This is a genomic window from Sphingobacterium sp. R2 (assembly GCF_040760075.1).
Lineage (GTDB): Bacteria > Bacteroidota > Bacteroidia > Sphingobacteriales > Sphingobacteriaceae > Sphingobacterium.
Window position 1 is genome coordinate 3,564,312 of the sequence record NZ_CP142884.1, and the last position, 18,373, is coordinate 3,582,684.

The following is an 18,373-nucleotide window of genomic DNA, read 5'->3' on the forward strand; positions in this document are numbered from 1 at the left end:
AGGTATGCAAAAATCATATTACAACCTGGATTTTGGAGCGACGATGTGCGAATTTCAAAATAAGGTTAATAATTTTGCGGTTTTTATGTTGAATATTGACGGTATTGTTGCATCTGAAATACCGCTAAATGGTGGGAGATTTGGAAGCGGAGAACGGCAGGTTGAAATAAGGGCGTTACCATTAGATGGTGAGCAAACGCTCCATCTACAGGCGAATTTTCATTATCAGGTAAAGGCTGTTGACGTCAATACCGCAAATTGGAATTGATTCAATCAAAGCTGATATTGAAGCTGGATTTAAGATGATGGAACTGGATCAAAATTGTATCTTGGAAATAGCTGCTAATGGTCGCTTGTGCGGTTTGGTACGTCTAGATGGTAACTCCGCCATGGTTTTGGAAAATAAAAAAACATAGGAAGAACTTATCATTGACCTCTGGCTCTGTGAAAATACGAATAAAACGTTGAGTATTTTTTAGTCGTCAATTTTTGGTAGTTTAAAATTATGGGTAAAAATTATTATAGCACTAATTTCAGTTTTTCTATGTTGCTTACCATCATGCTGGAAATATCTTGTGTCGGTACTGGTGAGAAAATTGCCCACCCACCAATTACAGAATCAAATCCGACGACTGTTTCGGTGGGTAATGCCCTATCCGTCAAAGAAAAGATGATCAAGCATTTTCCGATACAGCCTTTATACTACATTTACATCGATCACGAGCAGTGTTTTTTCGAGATCCTTGTGAATGATATCCCAGCATTTCAATATTTTCAGGATGGTGGTATTATGTCGCCCATAACTTTGAATAATTATATAGCTAAATCCGGAAAACAGAAAATAACTTATCGTCTCTACCCGCAGACGGAACGTGAACATGGCGAAGGGTTTCAACAATTGACACCGTTTACCCGATTTAATTTGACACTTTTCTCGAGAGATAATAGGGATACAGTTGCTGGTTTTGATCACCAAGTTCAGTTACTAGACCATGCTAATTTAAAAAAAGAAGATGGTAAAACATTTATAGGAGCAGGTTTACCATACTATGAGTATACAGTTACTTTCGATGCTTCAGTACCGTATGAAGTCCCTGCGCTAGCTAACGCAACGGATTTAAGCAAATTACCGAAAGATGTGCTTGAAGAGAAAACACTTGAAGCTTATAACTATTTTAGGGATTTGATAGCAAATAAAAATAAAGATGTCTATAGTGCACTAGTTTTTAATAGTGATGTGAGGCAGATATCAGGATGAAAATGATGTCCGTGAAGGTGGGAATGAAGATATGTTTTATTTTGACAATCCTACTTTTAAAGTCGAGCCTATAAGGGATTTTACCTTAAAACTTTATGGAGATGGGAAGCTCGTTTGCCTGGAGCATAGTTCATTGGACTTACGCCTCCGGGGTGGTTCTGCGATTTGGGGTAAGTATAAAGGAAATACAGGTGGTACCTTTGCGCGTTTTTTGAGCTTGTATTTATACATCCCGAAAGGAAAAGATACATTTGAAATTTGGTAAAGAAAATAGGTAGGCGTAACCCTTTTAAAACACTTTACTAAAGAGGCAATGAAAACTAGTAAGGCAGTTAATACGTTATCTAATTAATATAAACTTAATATTGAATTAAGAGGAATTGCCTGTCAAAGAGTTATAAACATAGCTGATAGCAAATGTAAAATCTTATTATAAATAGATTGTTGAAAATGAGTGTTTTATTGCGCATTTTTTTCATTAGCTCATATAGAATCCGTACAGCGACACGCTTGATGAAACGAAAGTAAACCCTAGCGCTGTCACGATAATCTGATTAAACCCAATAGTTTAAAGATTTGTGGCCTGTTTTTTGCTTTTTATGATCAGGTGTAATTTAACTATCGTGCTAGTTTGAATATTCCTTTGGAAAAGATGGTATTATCATTAAGATTATCTTATCCTCGTATAGTTTTAGTAATTATCTAAATTGTGAATTAATGTGATTTTAGAATAAATTGTGATTCATGAAGCCTATAAACCAAAAAGAGATAAATGCGGCATACCGCAAATTTATCATTTCATTCACCTTCCTACTGCTGATAGCATTATCCAGCTTATTCCTCTATTTAAAAGCTTCTGAAAAAGAATATGTGATCTTAAAAGAGCAATATGAAGAAGTGGAAAATTTAATGAACGCCCGCACGGATATCAACAGACAATTTGCGCAGATCAATCAATATTTCAGAGATATTGGTCAAGGTGATGCCGATATGTCTGCCGTAGCACGAAAGCGGGTGCTCCAAAATGAAATCGCAAAAGGATCGGGACATATCGGAAGAGTCATCGATGGCCTGAAAGTGGATAGCAGCAGAGCAAGCCTAAAGCTTTATCGCAGATTGAATAAAGATATCCTATTGGTATCGCGCCTACAGGATTCTTTATTTTCCACTAAAAACGTCATTGAAAGCAAACGAATGCAGCTTCAAAGTTGTATTACCATGAATAATCAGATTAACAAAGTTGTAAACCAAGGTTCTATAGTAGGAAGATAAGGTATGATTAAACTAAGCTTAGTCGAACGACGTGAACATTTTTTGCTGCTGCTGGCCGCGTTTGTATTGGCAATGACATTATTGGGGTACGTTTTATTTTACAGCGACGGTCCGCGATTTGCCATCTCTAAAGAAGATCTTGCCCTCCGTATACGTGACGATCAAAAGTTTGAGGAATCAGCTAATTTGGCTTTAAAATATGTTGATAGCGCTTCGGCGCAGATCAAAAGATTTGATCCGACCGTACAGGCCGTTTTTATTGAAAATGATATTAAAAAGACCTTCTCGGACATTAATGCTTTGTACGCACAAAATAGCTTCGATAGTCGATATAGTATTTTCGCACAAGGGGCATTGTTTTACGAGAATTATTACGTCGATAGGCGGGAGTTGAAAGGTAATCTCAATGATATCGAGCGCATTTCCAAAAATCTCGACGACTGCATTGTGAACCGGAAACAATTGCAGCAAACGATCAATATGATGAATTCACGCTAATTGCAAATTTTGAAAGTCATTTTTTAATTAATCAATTGTAACTAAATGGATAGGAATTTTATTGAAGAGGGCGACGAAAGGAATGTCTCAAAGAGCAACCCTCGTATTTACTTGTTTATCATTATCTTTTTGGTCGTCGCTCTTTTAGCAGGGTTGATTTATTTCTTCAAGGCCTATACGCGATCGGAAGAGAAGATTAGCGCCAAAATTAATAAAACTGAAATTTACCTAAATGAAGATCTGATTTATGCCGACAACACCAATGGCGCTAAAAAGTGGGTCTGGGAATTTGGGAACGGCGATAAGTCGACAAAACAGCAAGGTACTTACCGCTTTAATAAGGTTGGGTCTTATGTGGTCAGACTCACCGTTAATGAAAATTTGCGTGAACAGTTTTTCGTTTCGGTAAAAGACAGTGTGGTGCATTCGATAGCACAGGATACCACATTGTTTATTAGTGGTTCTACAAACGGCATTGTGCTTGAAGAGATCCGTTTGGAAGCGAATGGACCTGGTGAAATATTCGAATGGTGGTTTGGTGAAACCGGAAAGGTGGATGCAATCGGTAAATCGGCTTTGTATACCTATACGAAACCTGGTGTTTATCAGGTGCGGCTGCGCTCGGATAAAAGTTCGAAATTTGCTACACACAACATCCGTATTGTTGACCCAGCAGCAGACATTAATCAGCTGGTGACCCCGGGCAAAGGAGCGCAGGATGCTCTTAACGATCTAAAAGAAAAAATTCAGGATATCGCCAATGGAGCCGATTTTAATTCAAAATATAGTTACATCTTATCGAAATACCTCTGTGGGGACGAAAAAGTGAAAGTGAATGTCGAAATGGATGGGCAGAAAAAGCAGATGGATATTTACGCGTATCTGATGGGACTCACTTTTTCAAAAGGAGTTACCATCAATGAAGTCACGGTGGAAAGCGCTTCGACGCCAAACGCCACAAAAGAATGTCCTACTTTAATTAAAGTTAAACAATCAAAATAAAGCCAAGCGCTGTATGAACTTAGTTAACTCTTTTCGGTTTTGTACCTTATGCCTGGGCCTGCTGTGGAGTGCCCTTAGCGCAAATGACATCCTCGCGCAGTCTGCGACCTCCTTCGGCGGATCTGTGGTGGGACTGCCTATTCCATACCTCGAACCTAATGCTTCGACATCGACCAAAGAATCTTTCGATAAATCTAACCTCCCTTGGATTGTTTTTTCGGATAGAAACGACAATCATACCAGCACTTCGCCGGGTGGTACGCTCATGATGGAAAAACTTTCGTTTATGCAGCCATTTTATGTGTCGGAAGAAAAGGACGGCTACCTTAAACTGCTGCGGTTTAGCGATAATATGGTACGCGGTCTTAAGCTGAAAGATAAAAAACGTGTGGAAAGTGTGGGTTGGATAGCAAAGGATAAGTTGTTGCTTTGGCAGCGTTCTTTTGTCGATGTAGCAACCCGATTCCCAAATAAAGCGCTCACCATTATCAATGATGTAGAGCCTTTACTGAATGGACAGTATTATTTCGATAAAAAAGATTCGATTTTTGTTTTTGACGGACCTGACCTTAAAAATGGGAAATCTAAGGTTGCCCTGCATAATTACGTGTATATCTTCAAGAAGTCCGATGACGGCAAGCAGTTTCTGATTGGGTCGACGGATCAGTTTGTGCCGCGTGAGGCAGCAAAATATATCAAAGGCTGGGTGTCAGCATCGGTCGTACAAAATTGGGGTCATCGCCTGTATTTTGCGCCCTATACATTTGAATCACCGCAGGCCGATACCGTGGTGGCAAAGATCAATAAGAATCGTATCGATGGATTTGAGCCTTATAAGGTGGACCCATTGATAGATACAGCGAATATCACCATGCTCGGTTTGCCTGTACGTACCGTTGATGATTCGGGCATCGCTACGCATTATGCGGTTGATGTGTTCAATAAATCGAATAACAAGGTACTCACCATTAATGGGGCTGAACTGACTTATCCTGGATTGATCAACCTGATCAAAAACAGGTCGAAAGTCAATATTATTTTTGTAATCGATGGTGGAAACGCCATGCGTAACCATTTTGCCAGTCTTACGAATACCATTCAGGGGTTTGAAAATAGTGTCGAACAGGTCTTTAATAAGCAAAATGTAAAATACGGAAGTGTGGTGTTCCGCAACCCATCGTCATGTGGTGGACGAAGCGCCTCGTTGGAGCTCACCGATGATTTTCGTAAGTTGGTAGGATTTTTACGTGACCAATCCAAAATAACCAGTGAATGTGATCGTGGAAATGCGGAGCAGCCCCTTTTTGAGGGTATCGCACAGGCCACCAACTTGGTTAAGGATGTGGCGCAACAAACAAATCTTTTCGTGATTGTAGGTGCTACCGGCAATTTAGGGGGGGCAAACAACAGTCAACTGTCTTCAATAGCACGTCGTGTAGCCGATGTAGAGGGTCGAATGGTGATCTTACAAGCTTACAATAGTACACCAACAACATTTAACGATTTTATTGTTCAATCTCGAAAGCTGGTCTCCAGTGAAGCCTATTATGCGGCTGAAAGGCGAAAATTTCAATTGGTACGTGGAGAAGCTTTCGGTAATCAATCTTATGATTTTAACTTGACAGATTCGATTTCCTACTACCTTGATTTTCCGAAAAATAGCCTTATTCAGGGTGGCGTGGTGTTCCCGACAAGGGGTTCGGCATTAAATAATAAAAGTTTCAATGTAGCATTCTATCGTTTTATGGACGAAACCCGGCAGGATATACGCTCGCATATCCATAGCTTAGATAGTGCTTTTAGACTGACAGGTATTGAAAATGCGAATGTTAATCCGACCGTGGCCAAATTATTAGGAGGAAAATTCAATAGGGATGTCGGTGAAGGGATGCCGCACAATGCATTCAAATTTGCGTCTACCCTGAAATTCAGTCCGGATTTACAATATCAGCTTACCAAAGGGCTCGATTTTGATTTGATCCTGAACGCAGGCGAGTTCAACGAATTCAGCAGTATGCTGTCGGTTATGAGTGGAGATAACTTAGTGAAGGATGACAATTCTTTCCGTAAAAAACTATATGATAACTATATCGACGAATATAAGAAAAAATGGCCGATGTATTCTGCCCGTGATGTAGACAAATGGACATTAGGAAAGTACTTCTCCGTCATGTTGGGAATTCCGTTGCTCCACAATACATTTACCGACATGAAAGTGGAAGCATTAAAAAATAAGAAAGAGATGTCGCTACCTTCATTCGAAGAGTATATCGTCTATTTACAGAAGGTGATGGCCATGACGCGCACTTATGCTCAAAATCAAGGTAAATTCTTCTCCAACGGCGAGCAATATTACCGGGTACGTGGAAGCTTTTTTAATATGAACACCATTCAAACGGCAAATTAATGACGATTAGTAATTTTAGTGAATCTGTAAAATTGGCAATTCATATTGCACAGGCCTTGGCGGAAGAATACCATCAAAACCAGTTCGGCCCAGCGCATCTGTTAAAAGCTTTAATGCACAAAGATGTCGGCTTGAGACAATTTGTACAATCGATTGACAAAGACGACCAATACATCTCCGAATGGGCCGAAGTGCGTATGGACGAACTGGAGCGATCCAGCAACGTGCCACCTGCCGAGGAAATTAGAGGGAATGAAGCTGTGGTGCGGCTGCTGGACGAAGCCGACCTGGTACGCATTAAACTGGGACTCGATCTTATCACACCCATATGTGTATTGACTGCCATCTCAAAAGCGGGTATTGCTTTTGACGTCAATCAGTTGAAATCTTTTCCGATCAAAGAAAAGGAGATCTATGATCTTTATATTGATCAAAATCAGCTGTCACAGGCGATATCGGGTGCTGCTGAAAGCAGTAGCACCCAGAGCGGCGAGCCAAGCGGCTTGCATAATGCCTTGCATCAGTACTGTATTGATCGTTTGCAGCTCGTGCGTGAAGGAAAATCCGATCCGATAGTAGGTCGCGATCGGGAGATTCGCATGATGCTCGAAATCCTCTGCCGCCGCAACAAACCCAACGTAATTATTGCTGGCGAAGCAGGCGTGGGTAAAACAGCGCTTGTGGACGGCTTTGCCATCGATATCGTGAGTGGACATGTGCCTGAACAGCTCAAGGCAGCACAACTTTTTGAGCTTGACCTCGGAGCTCTCATCGCAGGGGCAAGTTACAAAGGTGAGATAGAAGACCGGTTGAAGAAAATTATCGCAGAAATTAAGCGATTCGATAAGGCGATCTTATTTATTGATGAAATACATACGCTTTTGGATAGCAAGGGGCCCATTGGTTCTGGAGCGGGAAATTTGCTGAAACCTGAATTGGCCCGTGGTGAGATTACCGTAATCGGTGCCACCACGCTAGAAGAGTATCGAAAGATTATTGAGCCTGAACAGGCCTTCAGTAGACGTTTTGAATTGCTGCAAATTGCCGAGCCAACGGTGGAGAAGGCTATTAAAATGCTTGAAAAGGTATTGGATAGGTATGAACAGCACCATAAATTGAAGGTAGACAGCGCCGCACTTCCCGTAACAGTGTCGCTGGCAAAAAGATACTTAAAGGATCGCCATCTGCCTGATTCGGCATTTGATCTTATGGACCGTAGTATGGCGGCACTAAAGCTTGCGCAAAGTGGTTCGCTCAGCATCCTTGAGCAGATAGACGACGAATTTCAGCATCTCAGAGCTGAACTGCAACAGAAGAGCGAGCGGGAGCAGTTTGGTGCATATAAGTGGCTTACTGAAGCGCTGTTTAATAGGTTGAGCCCCATTCTCTTGGGAATGTTAAATGAAGAGGAACGTTATGAAGACCTGGAATCTGCTCAACACTATGCCGACTTTCTTGTACACATTATACCACAGTTGAAAATGCATGCGGAACAGTTGTCCGATACACTCACCAAGCAGGATATTGTTGCGGTGATGGCGCATAAAACTGGAATTCCGATGGGAAAACTACAGGCTGGAGAAAAAGAAAAGCTGTTGCAGATTGAAAGTTATCTGCAGAAGCGTGTGGTAGGACAAGATCAGGCGATCAAAGCAGTGTCGGAGGCCATACTTGAGTCGAGAAGTGGTTTAAATAAAAAAGGCCAGCCCATTGGCTCTTTCTTTCTTTTGGGCCCTACAGGTACAGGGAAAACGGAACTAGCAAAATCCATAGCGGAGTTTCTGTTCAATGATGAGAAAGCAATGATCCGCTTTGATATGTCGGAATTTAAGGAGGAACATAGTGCGGCATTGCTCTATGGAGCTCCGCCGGGATATGTGGGATATGAGGAGGGTGGACTACTGGTCAACAAAATCAGACAGCAGCCCTATTCAGTTTTACTTTTTGACGAAATCGAAAAAGCACATCCTTCGGTATTTGATACATTCTTACAGATACTGGACGAAGGCATGATGCACGACCGATTAGGAAAAGCTGGTGACTTTAGCAATTCCCTGATTTTATTTACCTCTAACATTGGGAGTGAGTGGATTGCTGGACAAATCGATGCGGGTAAGGGCTTTCCAACGCATAATCAGCTGATGGAAATCATGACTGCCCATTTTAGGCCAGAGTTTTTGGCACGTATTGCTGAAATTGTGCCCTTCGCGCCAATATCTACAGATCATATTGTTAAGATCTTTGATATTCAACTGCAACAACTCATTCAGCTGCTCGATAAGCAAGGGGTTGATCTGGTTGTAACTGCCGAAGCCAAACAAGCTATTGCGATGAATGGCTTTACACCAAAATACGGTGCCAGGCAGCTTGCTGCTGGCATTCGTAATGAACTGCGGCGCCCGATTTCGAAAATGCTTATTGCAGGCGAACTAAATAAGGGGAACATATTGACGGTAGGCTGGGATGCAAGTCAGGAGATTCTCACATGGGAAATAAAACAGAAATAGCGGTATGTTGTTTTAATACAGTGTACTAGCGCAATTGCTGAAGGTATTATGCTAATATTTTAGTATATTGTAAATAGAATTAGGACAAATTAATTAGAGTATAAACTTAATTTTTAGATATATGTTTGAGTACGAAATTGGTGGAAACGAAAGGAAAGTTGAGACTTCGGAATCCATTGTGGACATCTCGTTCAATAAAACGATGTTTATTCAGAAATTGACCGATAATGAGCCTTTGCGTCCAGAGAAAGTAGAAGGGCTTAAGAAAGTGGAGGATGTATTTGCGCATTTCAAGCCAAGTGTGGGGGTATCCTTTGAGGATGAAGATGGCAGCAGCGTTCATGAAGAGCTGAAATTTCAGAATTTGGGCGATTTTTCAGCAAAGAATTTAACGATGCAAAGTGATTTTTTGTCTAATCTAAGTGTTCAAAAAGATCTTTCTGCAAGTGTGATCAAACAGCTGAAATCGAATAAAACGTTGAAATCTGCCATTGAAAATGCCGAAACAAAGGCTGCATTCATCAATGTGCTGAAAAATTTTATCGCTGAATTAGAAGCTAATAAATAGGACCTATGGCAAATACACAAGAAGAAAAAGCGGCACAAGCGGGTAGCGCTGCCGGATATAAAGAGGTAAAGGACCGTGCTGCTACCGAAAGCTTGCAGGAAAGTTTAGATAAGCTGGTGCGCGTGGGGGGCTTTGATTTATTGGAATCATCAGTGGATGGTATCCAAAATTTAAATCCTGAACGTAAGGCACGCAAGCAGATTTTTTTGAGCGATGACCAAAAAAAGAAGGAACGTGAACAACTTAAGAAGAAGATGGAACTTTGGGTAGATCTGTTGGAAAATTCGGATTCCGTTGCATCTATGGTAGATAAAAGCGCTGAAAAGCTGAAGGTAGCCGAAGAGACGTTAAACCGCAATTTGGGAACGGCTTTGGAAGCAACCCGAGAGCTGGAGCAGGCTTATCGCTCTGTCCACTTGTTCTATAAGAACACAGAAGCTGATAAAGTAGACAATGTGGTCCTCATGAATGCCAGTATGGACCAGCTGACAGACCTGGACAACCCCCGTTTTATCGAATATGTGTCTGAAGAGTTTAAACAGAATTATGATAGGCTAGACCTGCGTGACAACTATTCGCTATTGGTATTACCGGGCTATTTGGGATCCAATAAGGTGTTGGATCGTTGGGCAAAAATTGCCAATGCGAATAAAGCGATGCTCGTCACCGATTTTGCGGATCTCGAACAGCCGGATGATGTGATTGACCTCTTCACATCTGGTAATTACACCAGCGCGGAAGCTTATAAATCCAACGTCATCATGACAACCAACTGGTTGATTGGACGGGAGAAAAATACCACTGTAGGCGAGGAGGAAGATCTGACTGTACCGGGCTCTGCTGCGCTGGCGGGAAAAATGTATTATACATTGATGTCGCAGGTAACTGCAGGAAAAAAACACGGTACAATCAATGAGGTTGATGGCGTAAAGTTTGACCTTAAGAAAAGTGAAATTTCGCATCTCGAACGTATTGGATTGGTGCCAATGGTAAATGAATATGGGAAGGTGATGGCATTCTCCGCCAAAACGTTGTTTAATGGTGATAATATTGGCTTGCAGACTTACTCTGTGGTGCGTGTATTTGACTATGTGACCAAAGTCCTCTTTGATTTTCTGAACCGCAGAGCGTTTGAGAATTGGACGACCAAGACGGAAAAAGATTTGCGTGCGCAGATTGTTAAGTTTTTGGACAGTATTCAAGGCCCAGATAGACTGATTGAGCGTTTCAAAATCATGCGATTTGAACGCGATGATCAACAAAAAGATAAAATTCACTTAGATATCCATATTACGCCATTCTTTCCTGCCAAAAGTTTTATGGTCAAATTGGACGGCTACAAAGGGGAAGATGAAAGCACAACATGGGCCAGTGAGTACAATCAGCAGTAAATAAGTTTCGATGGAATTTTACCTGGATAAACCCTTACAGTTAAACCTCCCAGTGGAGAATCAGCGGTTGAAAGAGTCTGATCTGGGTAAATCCATTTCAAACTATCTGGAGCTGATCATATTTACCCGGAAGGGAGAGCATCGCTTTAACGCCGATTTTGGCTGTGCCATTTGGGACCTTGACTTTGAATTGATCGTCAGCGAGAGTCTATGGGAAGAAAAGTTTCGAAAATCACTGCTCGAATCCATTACGCGTTATGAATGGCGCATCGCGCAGGTGGCGGTCAAGGTGAATATCTCTGAAGTGGAAACATTCTTTCCCAAGCGGAAGGTTGCTGAGATCAAAAAGAAGGTAATGATATATGTGGAGGGTAGGATGGTGGAGACTGGAGAGCGATACGCTTTCAGTACTTCGTTATTTTTAAGTCCATTAGCTAAGTAGTGAGCAAAGAGCAGATGAACGATATTTTTTACTCGAGTAAGGAAGAGATTCGCAATAGGATAATAAAGAAGGCCCAGGAGCTTTGGGGAATCCAAAAGGTCTTTGACTTTGATCCAGTGGTTCTTTTATTGATGGAAGTGCTGAGCAGTGAGATCTTTCAGGTGTCGAATGATGTGCGCGATTTTGAGAACCGGATATTTGATAAGATCGGTCGTCTCTTGGCACCGGACTATCTGGTGGCGCCACTACCAGCTCATGCGATCTTGCTGTACCAACCTAGTGAGGCTGAGGTGCGTATAAGTCCTTATCTGCATATGAACATGAAGAAGAAAATTGCTTCTTTGGGCGTTTCAAAAGAGGAAAAAATGGTGGAAATGAATTTTTCCAGTTTGGAAGAAGTGAATCTATTTCATGGAAAAATCCGTTATATGGCTACGCCCCGGCAGCTGTTTGAAATACAACCCAATGTAAAACGTTCGCTAGGAAAATCGTTGCATATCAATACTGGACATTCCGTCTTTCTGGGGATCAAATGTATGGAATACGATCGTAAGAAAGCTTTTGCAGGTTTAAATTTCTATTTTGACTGGGGCAATTATCAGGTTAACCGGGAGATTTACAAAGTGCTAAACCTTGCAAAATGGCACCTGAATGGAGTTCCCATAAAACATCATCAAAATAGGTTTTTAAAACGTACGGATCGCTTAGTGGACGAACTGTTTGACCGTAAAAATTACCTCTTTAACTTAAGCCAGGATATAGAGGGATATTATCAGCAACATTTTCTTACTTTGGACGATGAGCCGGATGCGGCTTGTTTTGACAAAACGAGTTCGCTACCTGAGGAAGTTTCAGCGCATTTTGAACAGCAGATGACGGATCGACTCGAGGAGGATCTGGATTGGATTCGTATTGACATGCCGACGTCTATGCCGGTGCAGCTGCTTGATGAACTCCATGTACAGATAAACGCATTTCCCGTTGTAAATAAGCGCTTGGTCGAAGGTAAGCATCGGGTGAAAGCCCTTAAAAACATTGTTGCTATTGAAACCGCGCAGCTTGAACAGCTACTGACGGTGGAAGAGGTATTGGATCAGGAGGGGGAAAAATACAGTGAAGTGCCTTACAACAGATCCGGTGTGCACGCCGAAGCAGGGTTTTACACCGTGCGGCAGGGCGGAGTGGAAAGGCTTGATAATCGTACTGCCAAAGATTTGCTCGACTACCTGTTTGAATTGATACGGGATGAGAAAGCTGCTTTTGCATCTTATAATGCTGATTTCTTGAATGCTATATTGCGTGAGCTGGATAAAAACTTAGCGATGATACAGCAGAAGGGAAAGGCCTTGCATCTCCGGCAGAATGATTTCAAGCAGTACATTGTAATGAATCCAAAAAATGATGGCGACCTTCTTTTTACAAAGATGTGGATGACCCAAGCAGAGCTAGCCAATGGCATTGCTGTCGGTACACCTTTGCAGATCCAGCTGGGCGCAGTAAAAAATTACGAACAGCTTGTATTTCTTACCAACAGTAGAGGGGGACGTTCACGTCTCAACCGAAGGGATAGTTTGCAGGCCTTTAAATACAATGTGACCACCGGAGATCGCATCGTTAGTAAAAACGACATTATCAATTTCATTAAGCTGGAACTGGGACAGGTGGTTAAACGTATTGAAATTAAGTCTGGAGTAATGATGGATGCTGATCCAAGAAAAGGGTTTCAGAAAACCACTGATATCTACGTGGAGCCCGATGGAAGCTTTGATTTGGAAACGTCGGAATGGAATGAGTTATTGGAACAGGTGATGAGTAAGCTACAGGTGCGTAGCAGCATGGAAGTGCACTATCGTCTGCTACTAAAGACGCTATAAGTTGTTGTATAGCGAGTAGGATCGACTGTCTCGTAGACTACAACTAAGTAGACTACAGTTATATTGACTACAGGTATGAGGTATGCCCCAATACAGTGGGGTTATTGCCCTGTTCATCGCTTAAGTAGCTATGTTTTACTTCTGGAAGGAGGTCATAGCGCAAGTGTCGGTTTAAATGAGCCGGGAAAAGGTGGTCCAACACCAGATGAATGATATATTCGTCTTTGGCGTTGGGCAGATAGTTCTTTAAAAGTTGGGGATAGGACGGCCCTATTGTGATGTTAAGATAGCTCTCATTGCGCTCAAAGTTCATACTGGTCAAACTGTCGACTCCGAGCTGGCAATAGCCCAATGTACTGGGTGGAAGCCCAATTTCTTGCCAGTCGATTTTACGGTCATGTGTTGCGCGGTGGATTTCAATGGGAATGTTGAGCAAGTTGCGCAACAGCTGTTGGGCATAAGCGATATCGTTTTTATGGTTGTGGATTTCAGGAATAAAATGCATCCAGATTACACGTTGGCGTGGGCTCAGGCGGTGTAGTTCGGGGAAATTGGACAGCAGTAGGTTGCTCATATCCTGATACGTAGTTTGCATATCAAGCCGGCTTTCATATTGATCCAGTTGCGTCCGTAAAGAGAACAGTTCGTTTTCAAATGGAGCGAAAAACTGACGTGCATTTTGCTCTTGGCGACGCTTGTTTCGAACATCCTGGATCATAACATCTTCGTCAAGAATTTCGCTGCCAGCATGCAGGGTATGAAAGAGGCCTTCGGGTAGCATATCGTAAAAGCCTTCACGGTTCATATGGATGCGTACAAATTCTTCATTGCTCGTCTCGGAAATATAAGGGCTGACAGATTGAATTTCTGTCGAGAAGGGGCGACGGCTAGAACCGTCACAAGTGAAAATAATATGATCTGGATCTACGCCGTACTGAATGAGATCCGCCGCCTTTTGGCTGGCCTTGATATCTGATGTCATGCTATTGCTGGTGAATAAACCGTCCTTTTTTTTCATAGAAATCATTTTTCCTTGAACATATAAGCCCAATAGATTGTTTTAACCCAGTAGATTGTTTTCACTCTGTCGGGGGATTTTAATTATAAATTGTTTATTTAAAGATAGTATATTAGTTTGTGAATACTGCAACAGCTGAAATGGAAGTACAAACAGTTTTTTTGAGGTACATACTTGCGCCTTTATTGGTATTTATTTCGACAATTGTATTGTCGGTCTGGAATAAGAAAAATTCTCTCCTTAGCAATAAGAGGTTAATTATTTCGATCCTATTGGGAGGACTGGCTCTGGCATTGCCCGGTTTTTTCGGGTTTTTGGGCTTTGGCTATATGCCCTGGGGCTATTTTATGACCATGATATATGCGTTGGGAATAGGTGTGCTTTGGGTATATCTGCTGAGTAAATGGGATCTGAACACGTTGGAGAACAAAAAGGTATTTGTGTTTTTTGTCATGCTGGTCATGCTGTTGCTGGGTATATATATATATAAACTGTTTTTCGATTGGATGAGTCCATTCCGACTGGGCTGGTGGGCAGCCACCAGTATTACCATCTTTATGGTTCCTATGTTTTTTTGGTGGACCTACATTGCGCTATTATCTATCCCTATGGAAATTCATCGGGTGTGGGAATACCCACGGTTTCCTGAAGAAATCAGTCTGGATCACCTTGATTTTGATAAGCTATTGGTATTGGAACTGGAACTCTATAAGGACAGCAAGGATGTGGAGCCGTTGCGCGTGAAGGTGAAAGCGCCAGAAAAGATGAACTTCGGACTATGGTTCCAAAAATTTATTGAAGATTATAATGCTAAATTTCCGAGCGCCCCAGTACGCTACGTGGACGATCAGGGGGAATACCAGCGATGGATATTTGTTGTGAAAAGGTCTATTTTTAGAAGAAATGTATATATAGACCCAAATGCAGACATTTCAGGCAATCAGATTACAGAAAAAATGACTATTCACGCCAAGCGTGTTTCAGAAACGATAGGATAACATTAAGCTTATGCAAAAACCATTAAATTACGAAGGTATCAATTGGGTGGATGGGATGAAACTCTCCAGTGGTGATTTTGTTCACACGGATCTCTATACCCAAGATCTCGTCCGCGACGGCATATCGGTGGGGCTCCATCATGCAAATTTTGGATTGTTGCCGGCCTTTGCTGGGTATGATCGTTCGTTTGATATTTCGCTGCTGAAGAAAAATACGAATTATCTGGAGGTAGAAGTTCGTTTTTGCAATGCGGTCACCAGCGATGGAAGCCGAATCAATATTGCCTATCAGCAAGGTGCCGTTGAGGCGAATTTTAGTGCCTTTATGGATGTGTCGAAAATTGCTGTCGGCGAGCATTATGTAGTTTTATATGTACATCCCTTTAGAAAATCGGCTTTTGGCGAACCTGATCCTGAGGAATCGCCCCTTCGTTACCCTTTTGTAAAAAAAGAATACACAATCGACATCGTGGCGAAGTCTACTGTACAGCAAGGGCAGGTGAGTGGTTCTTTTATGCCTATTGGCAAGCTTGCAAACGACGGACAGGAGACCTTATTGGTTTCGCAATACATTATGCCTTGCGTTTATATCGAAAGTCATCCGCAATTGATGGATTTTCACAACCGCTTTTACCGAGCATTGAATGAGTTTCAGTCAGCTGCCTATCGCATCATGGATAAAACGGTGAATAAACCTAAAATCACCGAGCTGGGGCTTAATATTCGCTTTATTACGGAGCGTATTTTAGCGTATATGGCCACTTCATTTTTTGAATACCGATCTATCCTTCCGCAAAAGCCACCCATTTATCTTTTAAAATATTTTTCGGATTTTGCGCATGTATTTTTTAATGCTGTGCGGCTGATCGAATCTGCTGAACGGGAGGAAATGCTGAAATATTTCTATGAGTGGAAAGATGTGACACCCGGAAATTTTGAGGAACGCTTATCAAACCTTATTGAATTGCGTTACGATCATCTGGAAATTGCAGAAGCGATGGAATGTGTGGCTGATTTTATGCAGGTCATGGTTTCCTTATGGGGTAAATTGGCGACGCTGGAATATATCGGTCAACGACGGGAAAATATAGTCGTTGCTGAGCAAAAGGTTGTGCAGGAGGTTCAGACGAAGCGAACCTGGTCTTTACTGGATTAACAGATTTATTGGGGGAGATCAATTTGCGATTCATTTTTTTTGCTTATGTTAGCAAAAGATGAAGAACGTTTTATTAATCAATGGGGATCTTTTTAAAACAGCGTCTACTGAATTTTTGATGGATGCTTATCGAACGGGTGTAAAGCAGGCGGACGGCATTGTGCATGATCTGCGGATTGCAGATCTGCTCTTTAATTACAATATTAAACTTCCTTCATTGTATTCGACCGCTTTGGAAGCCGATCTGCAGTTTGCTTTGCGTCGTCTCCATTGGGCCAAACATGTCGTGTTGTTCTGTCCCGTTTACCGTTCATATATCCCCTCGAAAATCAAAGGCTTCTTTGATCGCCTGTTCTTGCCCTATCAAAGCGGTCTTGATGTTAACCGCATTGATAACAATTTCTATGGTAAATCTGCCCGAATAGTAAGTATATTGGATCAAGATCTCTTTGCTGAATATAATCTTTACAAAAAGACAAACTTTATGAGCGTGAAGAAGGATGTCTTCGAACGCTGTCATATCTCGCCTGTGCGGACATCCGCCATGGGTGAACTGCATCAGTTGAACAACGCCTACAGTGCGAAATGGGCAGATAAACTCGCACGTTTTGGCCGTATTGATCTCGTATAAATGTGTAACAATCATTCTTTAAGTGTACTACAAATTGCTTTACAACATGGAGTCACTCTTTAATGCCTGGAAAACGAGCCGTAAGGCATACTTCAAATTTTTTGAGCACTATTCCTTAGAAGAGCTCAATCGCATTCCCGTCGGCTTCGGCAACAACCTGATCTGGAACATCGGGCACATCATTGCCACACAGCATAAATTAATTTATATCGGATCGAATGTAAAAGGGCATATTCCAGAAGAAATTTTTCTGAAGTATCAGTCGGGTACAAAACCAACAGTACCAGTATCCCAACAGGAAGCGGATCTGCTTAAAAGTTTGCTTGTTGAACAAATTGAGCCGACTATCCTGGATTTTAACAACAATCTATTTCTTCACTATAACTCCCGTACCACGGGGACGGGCTTCCACGTCGCTTCAATATACGATGCCTTCGAATGGAATAATTTCCATGAAGGGCTCCACATGGGCTATATAATGAGCATTAAAAAGTTTATCTAACGAAGTCCCAAGTTTCAAAATGCATTTGCAAGCCAAGCTGAATATTGGTGTGCCAGTATTCCTAATTTAATTTTCATGGTTTTCGTGGATTGTCTTCAAACGGCCTAAAGGTTAATTTTGGAATAGAGCTGAGTAATGCATAGAATTTTTCTTCGCACGACAGTGTACAAAAAACGAAAACGGAAGTTTTATGAAATATTTAAATATGAAATACAGCGCAAAAGCGTTAGTCCTTCCGCTATTGTTTACAACGATGGCCTGTGGTAAATCCCAAGATTCTGGTTCGTATCAGCAGACGTTCAATGAACGTATGAATAGACAGGCCTATCTGGGCAGTACCGAGTCGACCATGTATTTACATGGATACGATCGTTTAGCGCCGGTAAAGGGAAAAGGATCTTTCAGCATCGATAAAATAAAAGGTGATAGCTCCACCTTGGTGCTTCTCATGGAACTGTCTGGCGAAGAGGGATTTTCTTTTGCTATTCCAGGGAAGCAAACCGGGCGCTCGTGGCGGTTTACCGCTGACTCGGGCGAGTTATCCGTCGCCGACAACGGAGAAGTCAATGGATCGCTGACCGCCAGTGCTAAGGAGATCACGTGGAAGGGAAGACTTTTTGACGACAAGCTGATGCTGGACGTCAAAATTAAATATCTTAAATCTGGTGGCGGTGTGCCTGCAGAATCTATCTTAAATACACATTTTGAGCTTCTTAGATCGGGCGGCCAACAGGCGGGCGGTGGGCAACAGGGCTGCACCATTGTATGGGAATCACGGCCGGTATTCAATGTCTATGAAGGCGGTGTAGACCTGATTTATGTGCCGGTGTGCCATTGATATGCGCTGTC

Annotated in this window: 18 protein-coding genes; 17 read left to right on the plus strand and 1 reads right to left on the minus strand. The window is 42.0% G+C overall.

The genetic code is table 11. The features are described from left to right. Window positions 1–4 precede the first annotated feature (4 nt). From VXM68_RS14700 to VXM68_RS14755, 12 genes are all read left to right on the plus strand, one after another. Window positions 5–268 carry a hypothetical protein gene (locus VXM68_RS14700; RefSeq protein ID WP_367209178.1) on the plus strand — a complete coding sequence of 88 codons (264 nt, stop codon included), beginning with the start codon at window positions 5–7 and terminating at the stop codon, window positions 266–268. Window positions 269–505: 237 nt separating this feature from the next. After that, a complete protein-coding gene (locus tag VXM68_RS14705; protein ID WP_367209179.1) occupies window positions 506–1,258 on the plus strand; it encodes a hypothetical protein in 753 nt (250 codons plus the stop codon). A gap of 31 nt (window positions 1,259–1,289) precedes the next feature. Then, window positions 1,290–1,523: a hypothetical protein gene (locus tag VXM68_RS14710; protein WP_367209180.1), complete on the plus strand. Its 234-nt coding sequence runs from the start codon at window positions 1,290–1,292 to the stop codon at window positions 1,521–1,523. Window positions 1,524–2,002: 479 nt separating this feature from the next. After that, the gene (locus VXM68_RS14715; protein ID WP_293880450.1) at window positions 2,003–2,530 is read left to right on the plus strand and encodes a hypothetical protein; all 528 of its coding nucleotides are present in this window, start codon (window positions 2,003–2,005) and stop codon (window positions 2,528–2,530) included. Between the two features lie 3 nt (window positions 2,531–2,533). Further along, window positions 2,534–3,028 (plus strand): type VI secretion system TssO, encoded by a 495-nt coding sequence (gene tssO, locus VXM68_RS14720; protein WP_209579778.1) that lies wholly within the window; start codon window positions 2,534–2,536, stop codon window positions 3,026–3,028. 45 nt (window positions 3,029–3,073) lie between these two features. Continuing rightward, window positions 3,074–4,030, plus strand: a complete 957-nt coding sequence (locus VXM68_RS14725) for a PKD domain-containing protein (RefSeq protein ID WP_367209181.1) — start codon at window positions 3,074–3,076, stop codon at window positions 4,028–4,030. 13 nt (window positions 4,031–4,043) lie between these two features. Beyond that, complete coding sequence (tssR, locus tag VXM68_RS14730) at window positions 4,044–6,437, plus strand: type VI secretion system protein TssR domain-containing protein (RefSeq protein WP_367209182.1); 2,394 nt, start codon at window positions 4,044–4,046, stop codon at window positions 6,435–6,437. Further along, window positions 6,437–8,944 carry an ATP-dependent Clp protease ATP-binding subunit gene (locus VXM68_RS14735; protein ID WP_367209183.1) on the plus strand — a complete coding sequence of 836 codons (2,508 nt, stop codon included), beginning with the start codon at window positions 6,437–6,439 and terminating at the stop codon, window positions 8,942–8,944. The genes tssR and VXM68_RS14735 overlap by 1 nt, the downstream gene beginning before the upstream one ends. A gap of 121 nt (window positions 8,945–9,065) precedes the next feature. Next, window positions 9,066–9,512 carry a hypothetical protein gene (locus VXM68_RS14740; RefSeq protein WP_293936189.1) on the plus strand — a complete coding sequence of 149 codons (447 nt, stop codon included), beginning with the start codon at window positions 9,066–9,068 and terminating at the stop codon, window positions 9,510–9,512. Window positions 9,513–9,517: 5 nt separating this feature from the next. After that, on the plus strand, window positions 9,518–10,903 hold the full coding sequence (locus tag VXM68_RS14745) for a DUF5458 family protein (RefSeq protein WP_367209184.1): 1,386 nt from the start codon (window positions 9,518–9,520) through the stop codon (window positions 10,901–10,903). 10 nt (window positions 10,904–10,913) lie between these two features. Then, complete coding sequence (locus VXM68_RS14750) at window positions 10,914–11,345, plus strand: GPW/gp25 family protein (RefSeq protein WP_293952523.1); 432 nt, start codon at window positions 10,914–10,916, stop codon at window positions 11,343–11,345. 14 nt (window positions 11,346–11,359) lie between these two features. After that, window positions 11,360–13,219 carry a hypothetical protein gene (locus VXM68_RS14755; RefSeq protein ID WP_367209186.1) on the plus strand — a complete coding sequence of 620 codons (1,860 nt, stop codon included), beginning with the start codon at window positions 11,360–11,362 and terminating at the stop codon, window positions 13,217–13,219. Window positions 13,220–13,286: 67 nt separating this feature from the next. Here VXM68_RS14755 and VXM68_RS14760 read toward each other — a convergent pair whose 3' ends face one another. Next, window positions 13,287–14,024 (minus strand): hypothetical protein, encoded by a 738-nt coding sequence (locus VXM68_RS14760; protein ID WP_367209187.1) that lies wholly within the window; start codon window positions 14,022–14,024, stop codon window positions 13,287–13,289. A gap of 374 nt (window positions 14,025–14,398) precedes the next feature. On the opposite strand from VXM68_RS14760, the gene VXM68_RS14765 reads away from it, so the two are divergent. From VXM68_RS14765 to VXM68_RS14785, 5 genes are all read left to right on the plus strand, one after another. Continuing rightward, complete coding sequence (locus VXM68_RS14765; protein WP_293952528.1) at window positions 14,399–15,235, plus strand: TssN family type VI secretion system protein; 837 nt, start codon at window positions 14,399–14,401, stop codon at window positions 15,233–15,235. Window positions 15,236–15,245: 10 nt separating this feature from the next. Then, the gene (locus tag VXM68_RS14770) at window positions 15,246–16,391 is read left to right on the plus strand and encodes a hypothetical protein (RefSeq protein WP_312329380.1); all 1,146 of its coding nucleotides are present in this window, start codon (window positions 15,246–15,248) and stop codon (window positions 16,389–16,391) included. A 58-nt stretch (window positions 16,392–16,449) separates the two neighbouring features. After that, the gene (locus VXM68_RS14775) at window positions 16,450–17,022 is read left to right on the plus strand and encodes an NAD(P)H-dependent oxidoreductase (protein ID WP_367209188.1); all 573 of its coding nucleotides are present in this window, start codon (window positions 16,450–16,452) and stop codon (window positions 17,020–17,022) included. A gap of 46 nt (window positions 17,023–17,068) precedes the next feature. Continuing rightward, on the plus strand, window positions 17,069–17,524 hold the full coding sequence (locus VXM68_RS14780) for a DinB family protein (RefSeq protein WP_367209189.1): 456 nt from the start codon (window positions 17,069–17,071) through the stop codon (window positions 17,522–17,524). A 190-nt stretch (window positions 17,525–17,714) separates the two neighbouring features. Beyond that, window positions 17,715–18,362, plus strand: coding sequence for a hypothetical protein (locus VXM68_RS14785; protein ID WP_367209190.1), 648 nt, complete (start codon window positions 17,715–17,717; stop codon window positions 18,360–18,362). Window positions 18,363–18,373 lie beyond the last annotated feature (11 nt).

Excerpts from the sequence above, each read along its gene's own strand:
- VXM68_RS14700 (WP_367209178.1), top strand. The coding sequence starts at position 5 with ATGCAAAAATCATATTACAACCTGGATTTTGGAGCGACGATGTGCGAA.
- VXM68_RS14705 (WP_367209179.1), top strand. The coding sequence starts at position 506 with ATGGGTAAAAATTATTATAGCACTAATTTCAGTTTTTCTATGTTGCTT.
- VXM68_RS14710 (WP_367209180.1), top strand. The coding sequence starts at position 1,290 with ATGTTTTATTTTGACAATCCTACTTTTAAAGTCGAGCCTATAAGGGAT.
- VXM68_RS14715 (WP_293880450.1), top strand. The coding sequence starts at position 2,003 with ATGAAGCCTATAAACCAAAAAGAGATAAATGCGGCATACCGCAAATTT.
- tssO (WP_209579778.1), top strand. The coding sequence starts at position 2,534 with ATGATTAAACTAAGCTTAGTCGAACGACGTGAACATTTTTTGCTGCTG.
- VXM68_RS14725 (WP_367209181.1), top strand. The coding sequence starts at position 3,074 with ATGGATAGGAATTTTATTGAAGAGGGCGACGAAAGGAATGTCTCAAAG.
- tssR (WP_367209182.1), top strand. The coding sequence starts at position 4,044 with ATGAACTTAGTTAACTCTTTTCGGTTTTGTACCTTATGCCTGGGCCTG.
- VXM68_RS14735 (WP_367209183.1), top strand. The coding sequence starts at position 6,437 with ATGACGATTAGTAATTTTAGTGAATCTGTAAAATTGGCAATTCATATT.
- VXM68_RS14740 (WP_293936189.1), top strand. The coding sequence starts at position 9,066 with ATGTTTGAGTACGAAATTGGTGGAAACGAAAGGAAAGTTGAGACTTCG.
- VXM68_RS14745 (WP_367209184.1), top strand. The coding sequence starts at position 9,518 with ATGGCAAATACACAAGAAGAAAAAGCGGCACAAGCGGGTAGCGCTGCC.
- VXM68_RS14750 (WP_293952523.1), top strand. The coding sequence starts at position 10,914 with ATGGAATTTTACCTGGATAAACCCTTACAGTTAAACCTCCCAGTGGAG.
- VXM68_RS14755 (WP_367209186.1), top strand. The coding sequence starts at position 11,360 with ATGAACGATATTTTTTACTCGAGTAAGGAAGAGATTCGCAATAGGATA.
- VXM68_RS14760 (WP_367209187.1), bottom strand. The coding sequence starts at position 14,024 with ATGAACCGTGAAGGCTTTTACGATATGCTACCCGAAGGCCTCTTTCAT.
- VXM68_RS14770 (WP_312329380.1), top strand. The coding sequence starts at position 15,246 with ATGCAAAAACCATTAAATTACGAAGGTATCAATTGGGTGGATGGGATG.
- VXM68_RS14775 (WP_367209188.1), top strand. The coding sequence starts at position 16,450 with ATGAAGAACGTTTTATTAATCAATGGGGATCTTTTTAAAACAGCGTCT.
- VXM68_RS14780 (WP_367209189.1), top strand. The coding sequence starts at position 17,069 with ATGGAGTCACTCTTTAATGCCTGGAAAACGAGCCGTAAGGCATACTTC.
- VXM68_RS14785 (WP_367209190.1), top strand. The coding sequence starts at position 17,715 with ATGAAATATTTAAATATGAAATACAGCGCAAAAGCGTTAGTCCTTCCG.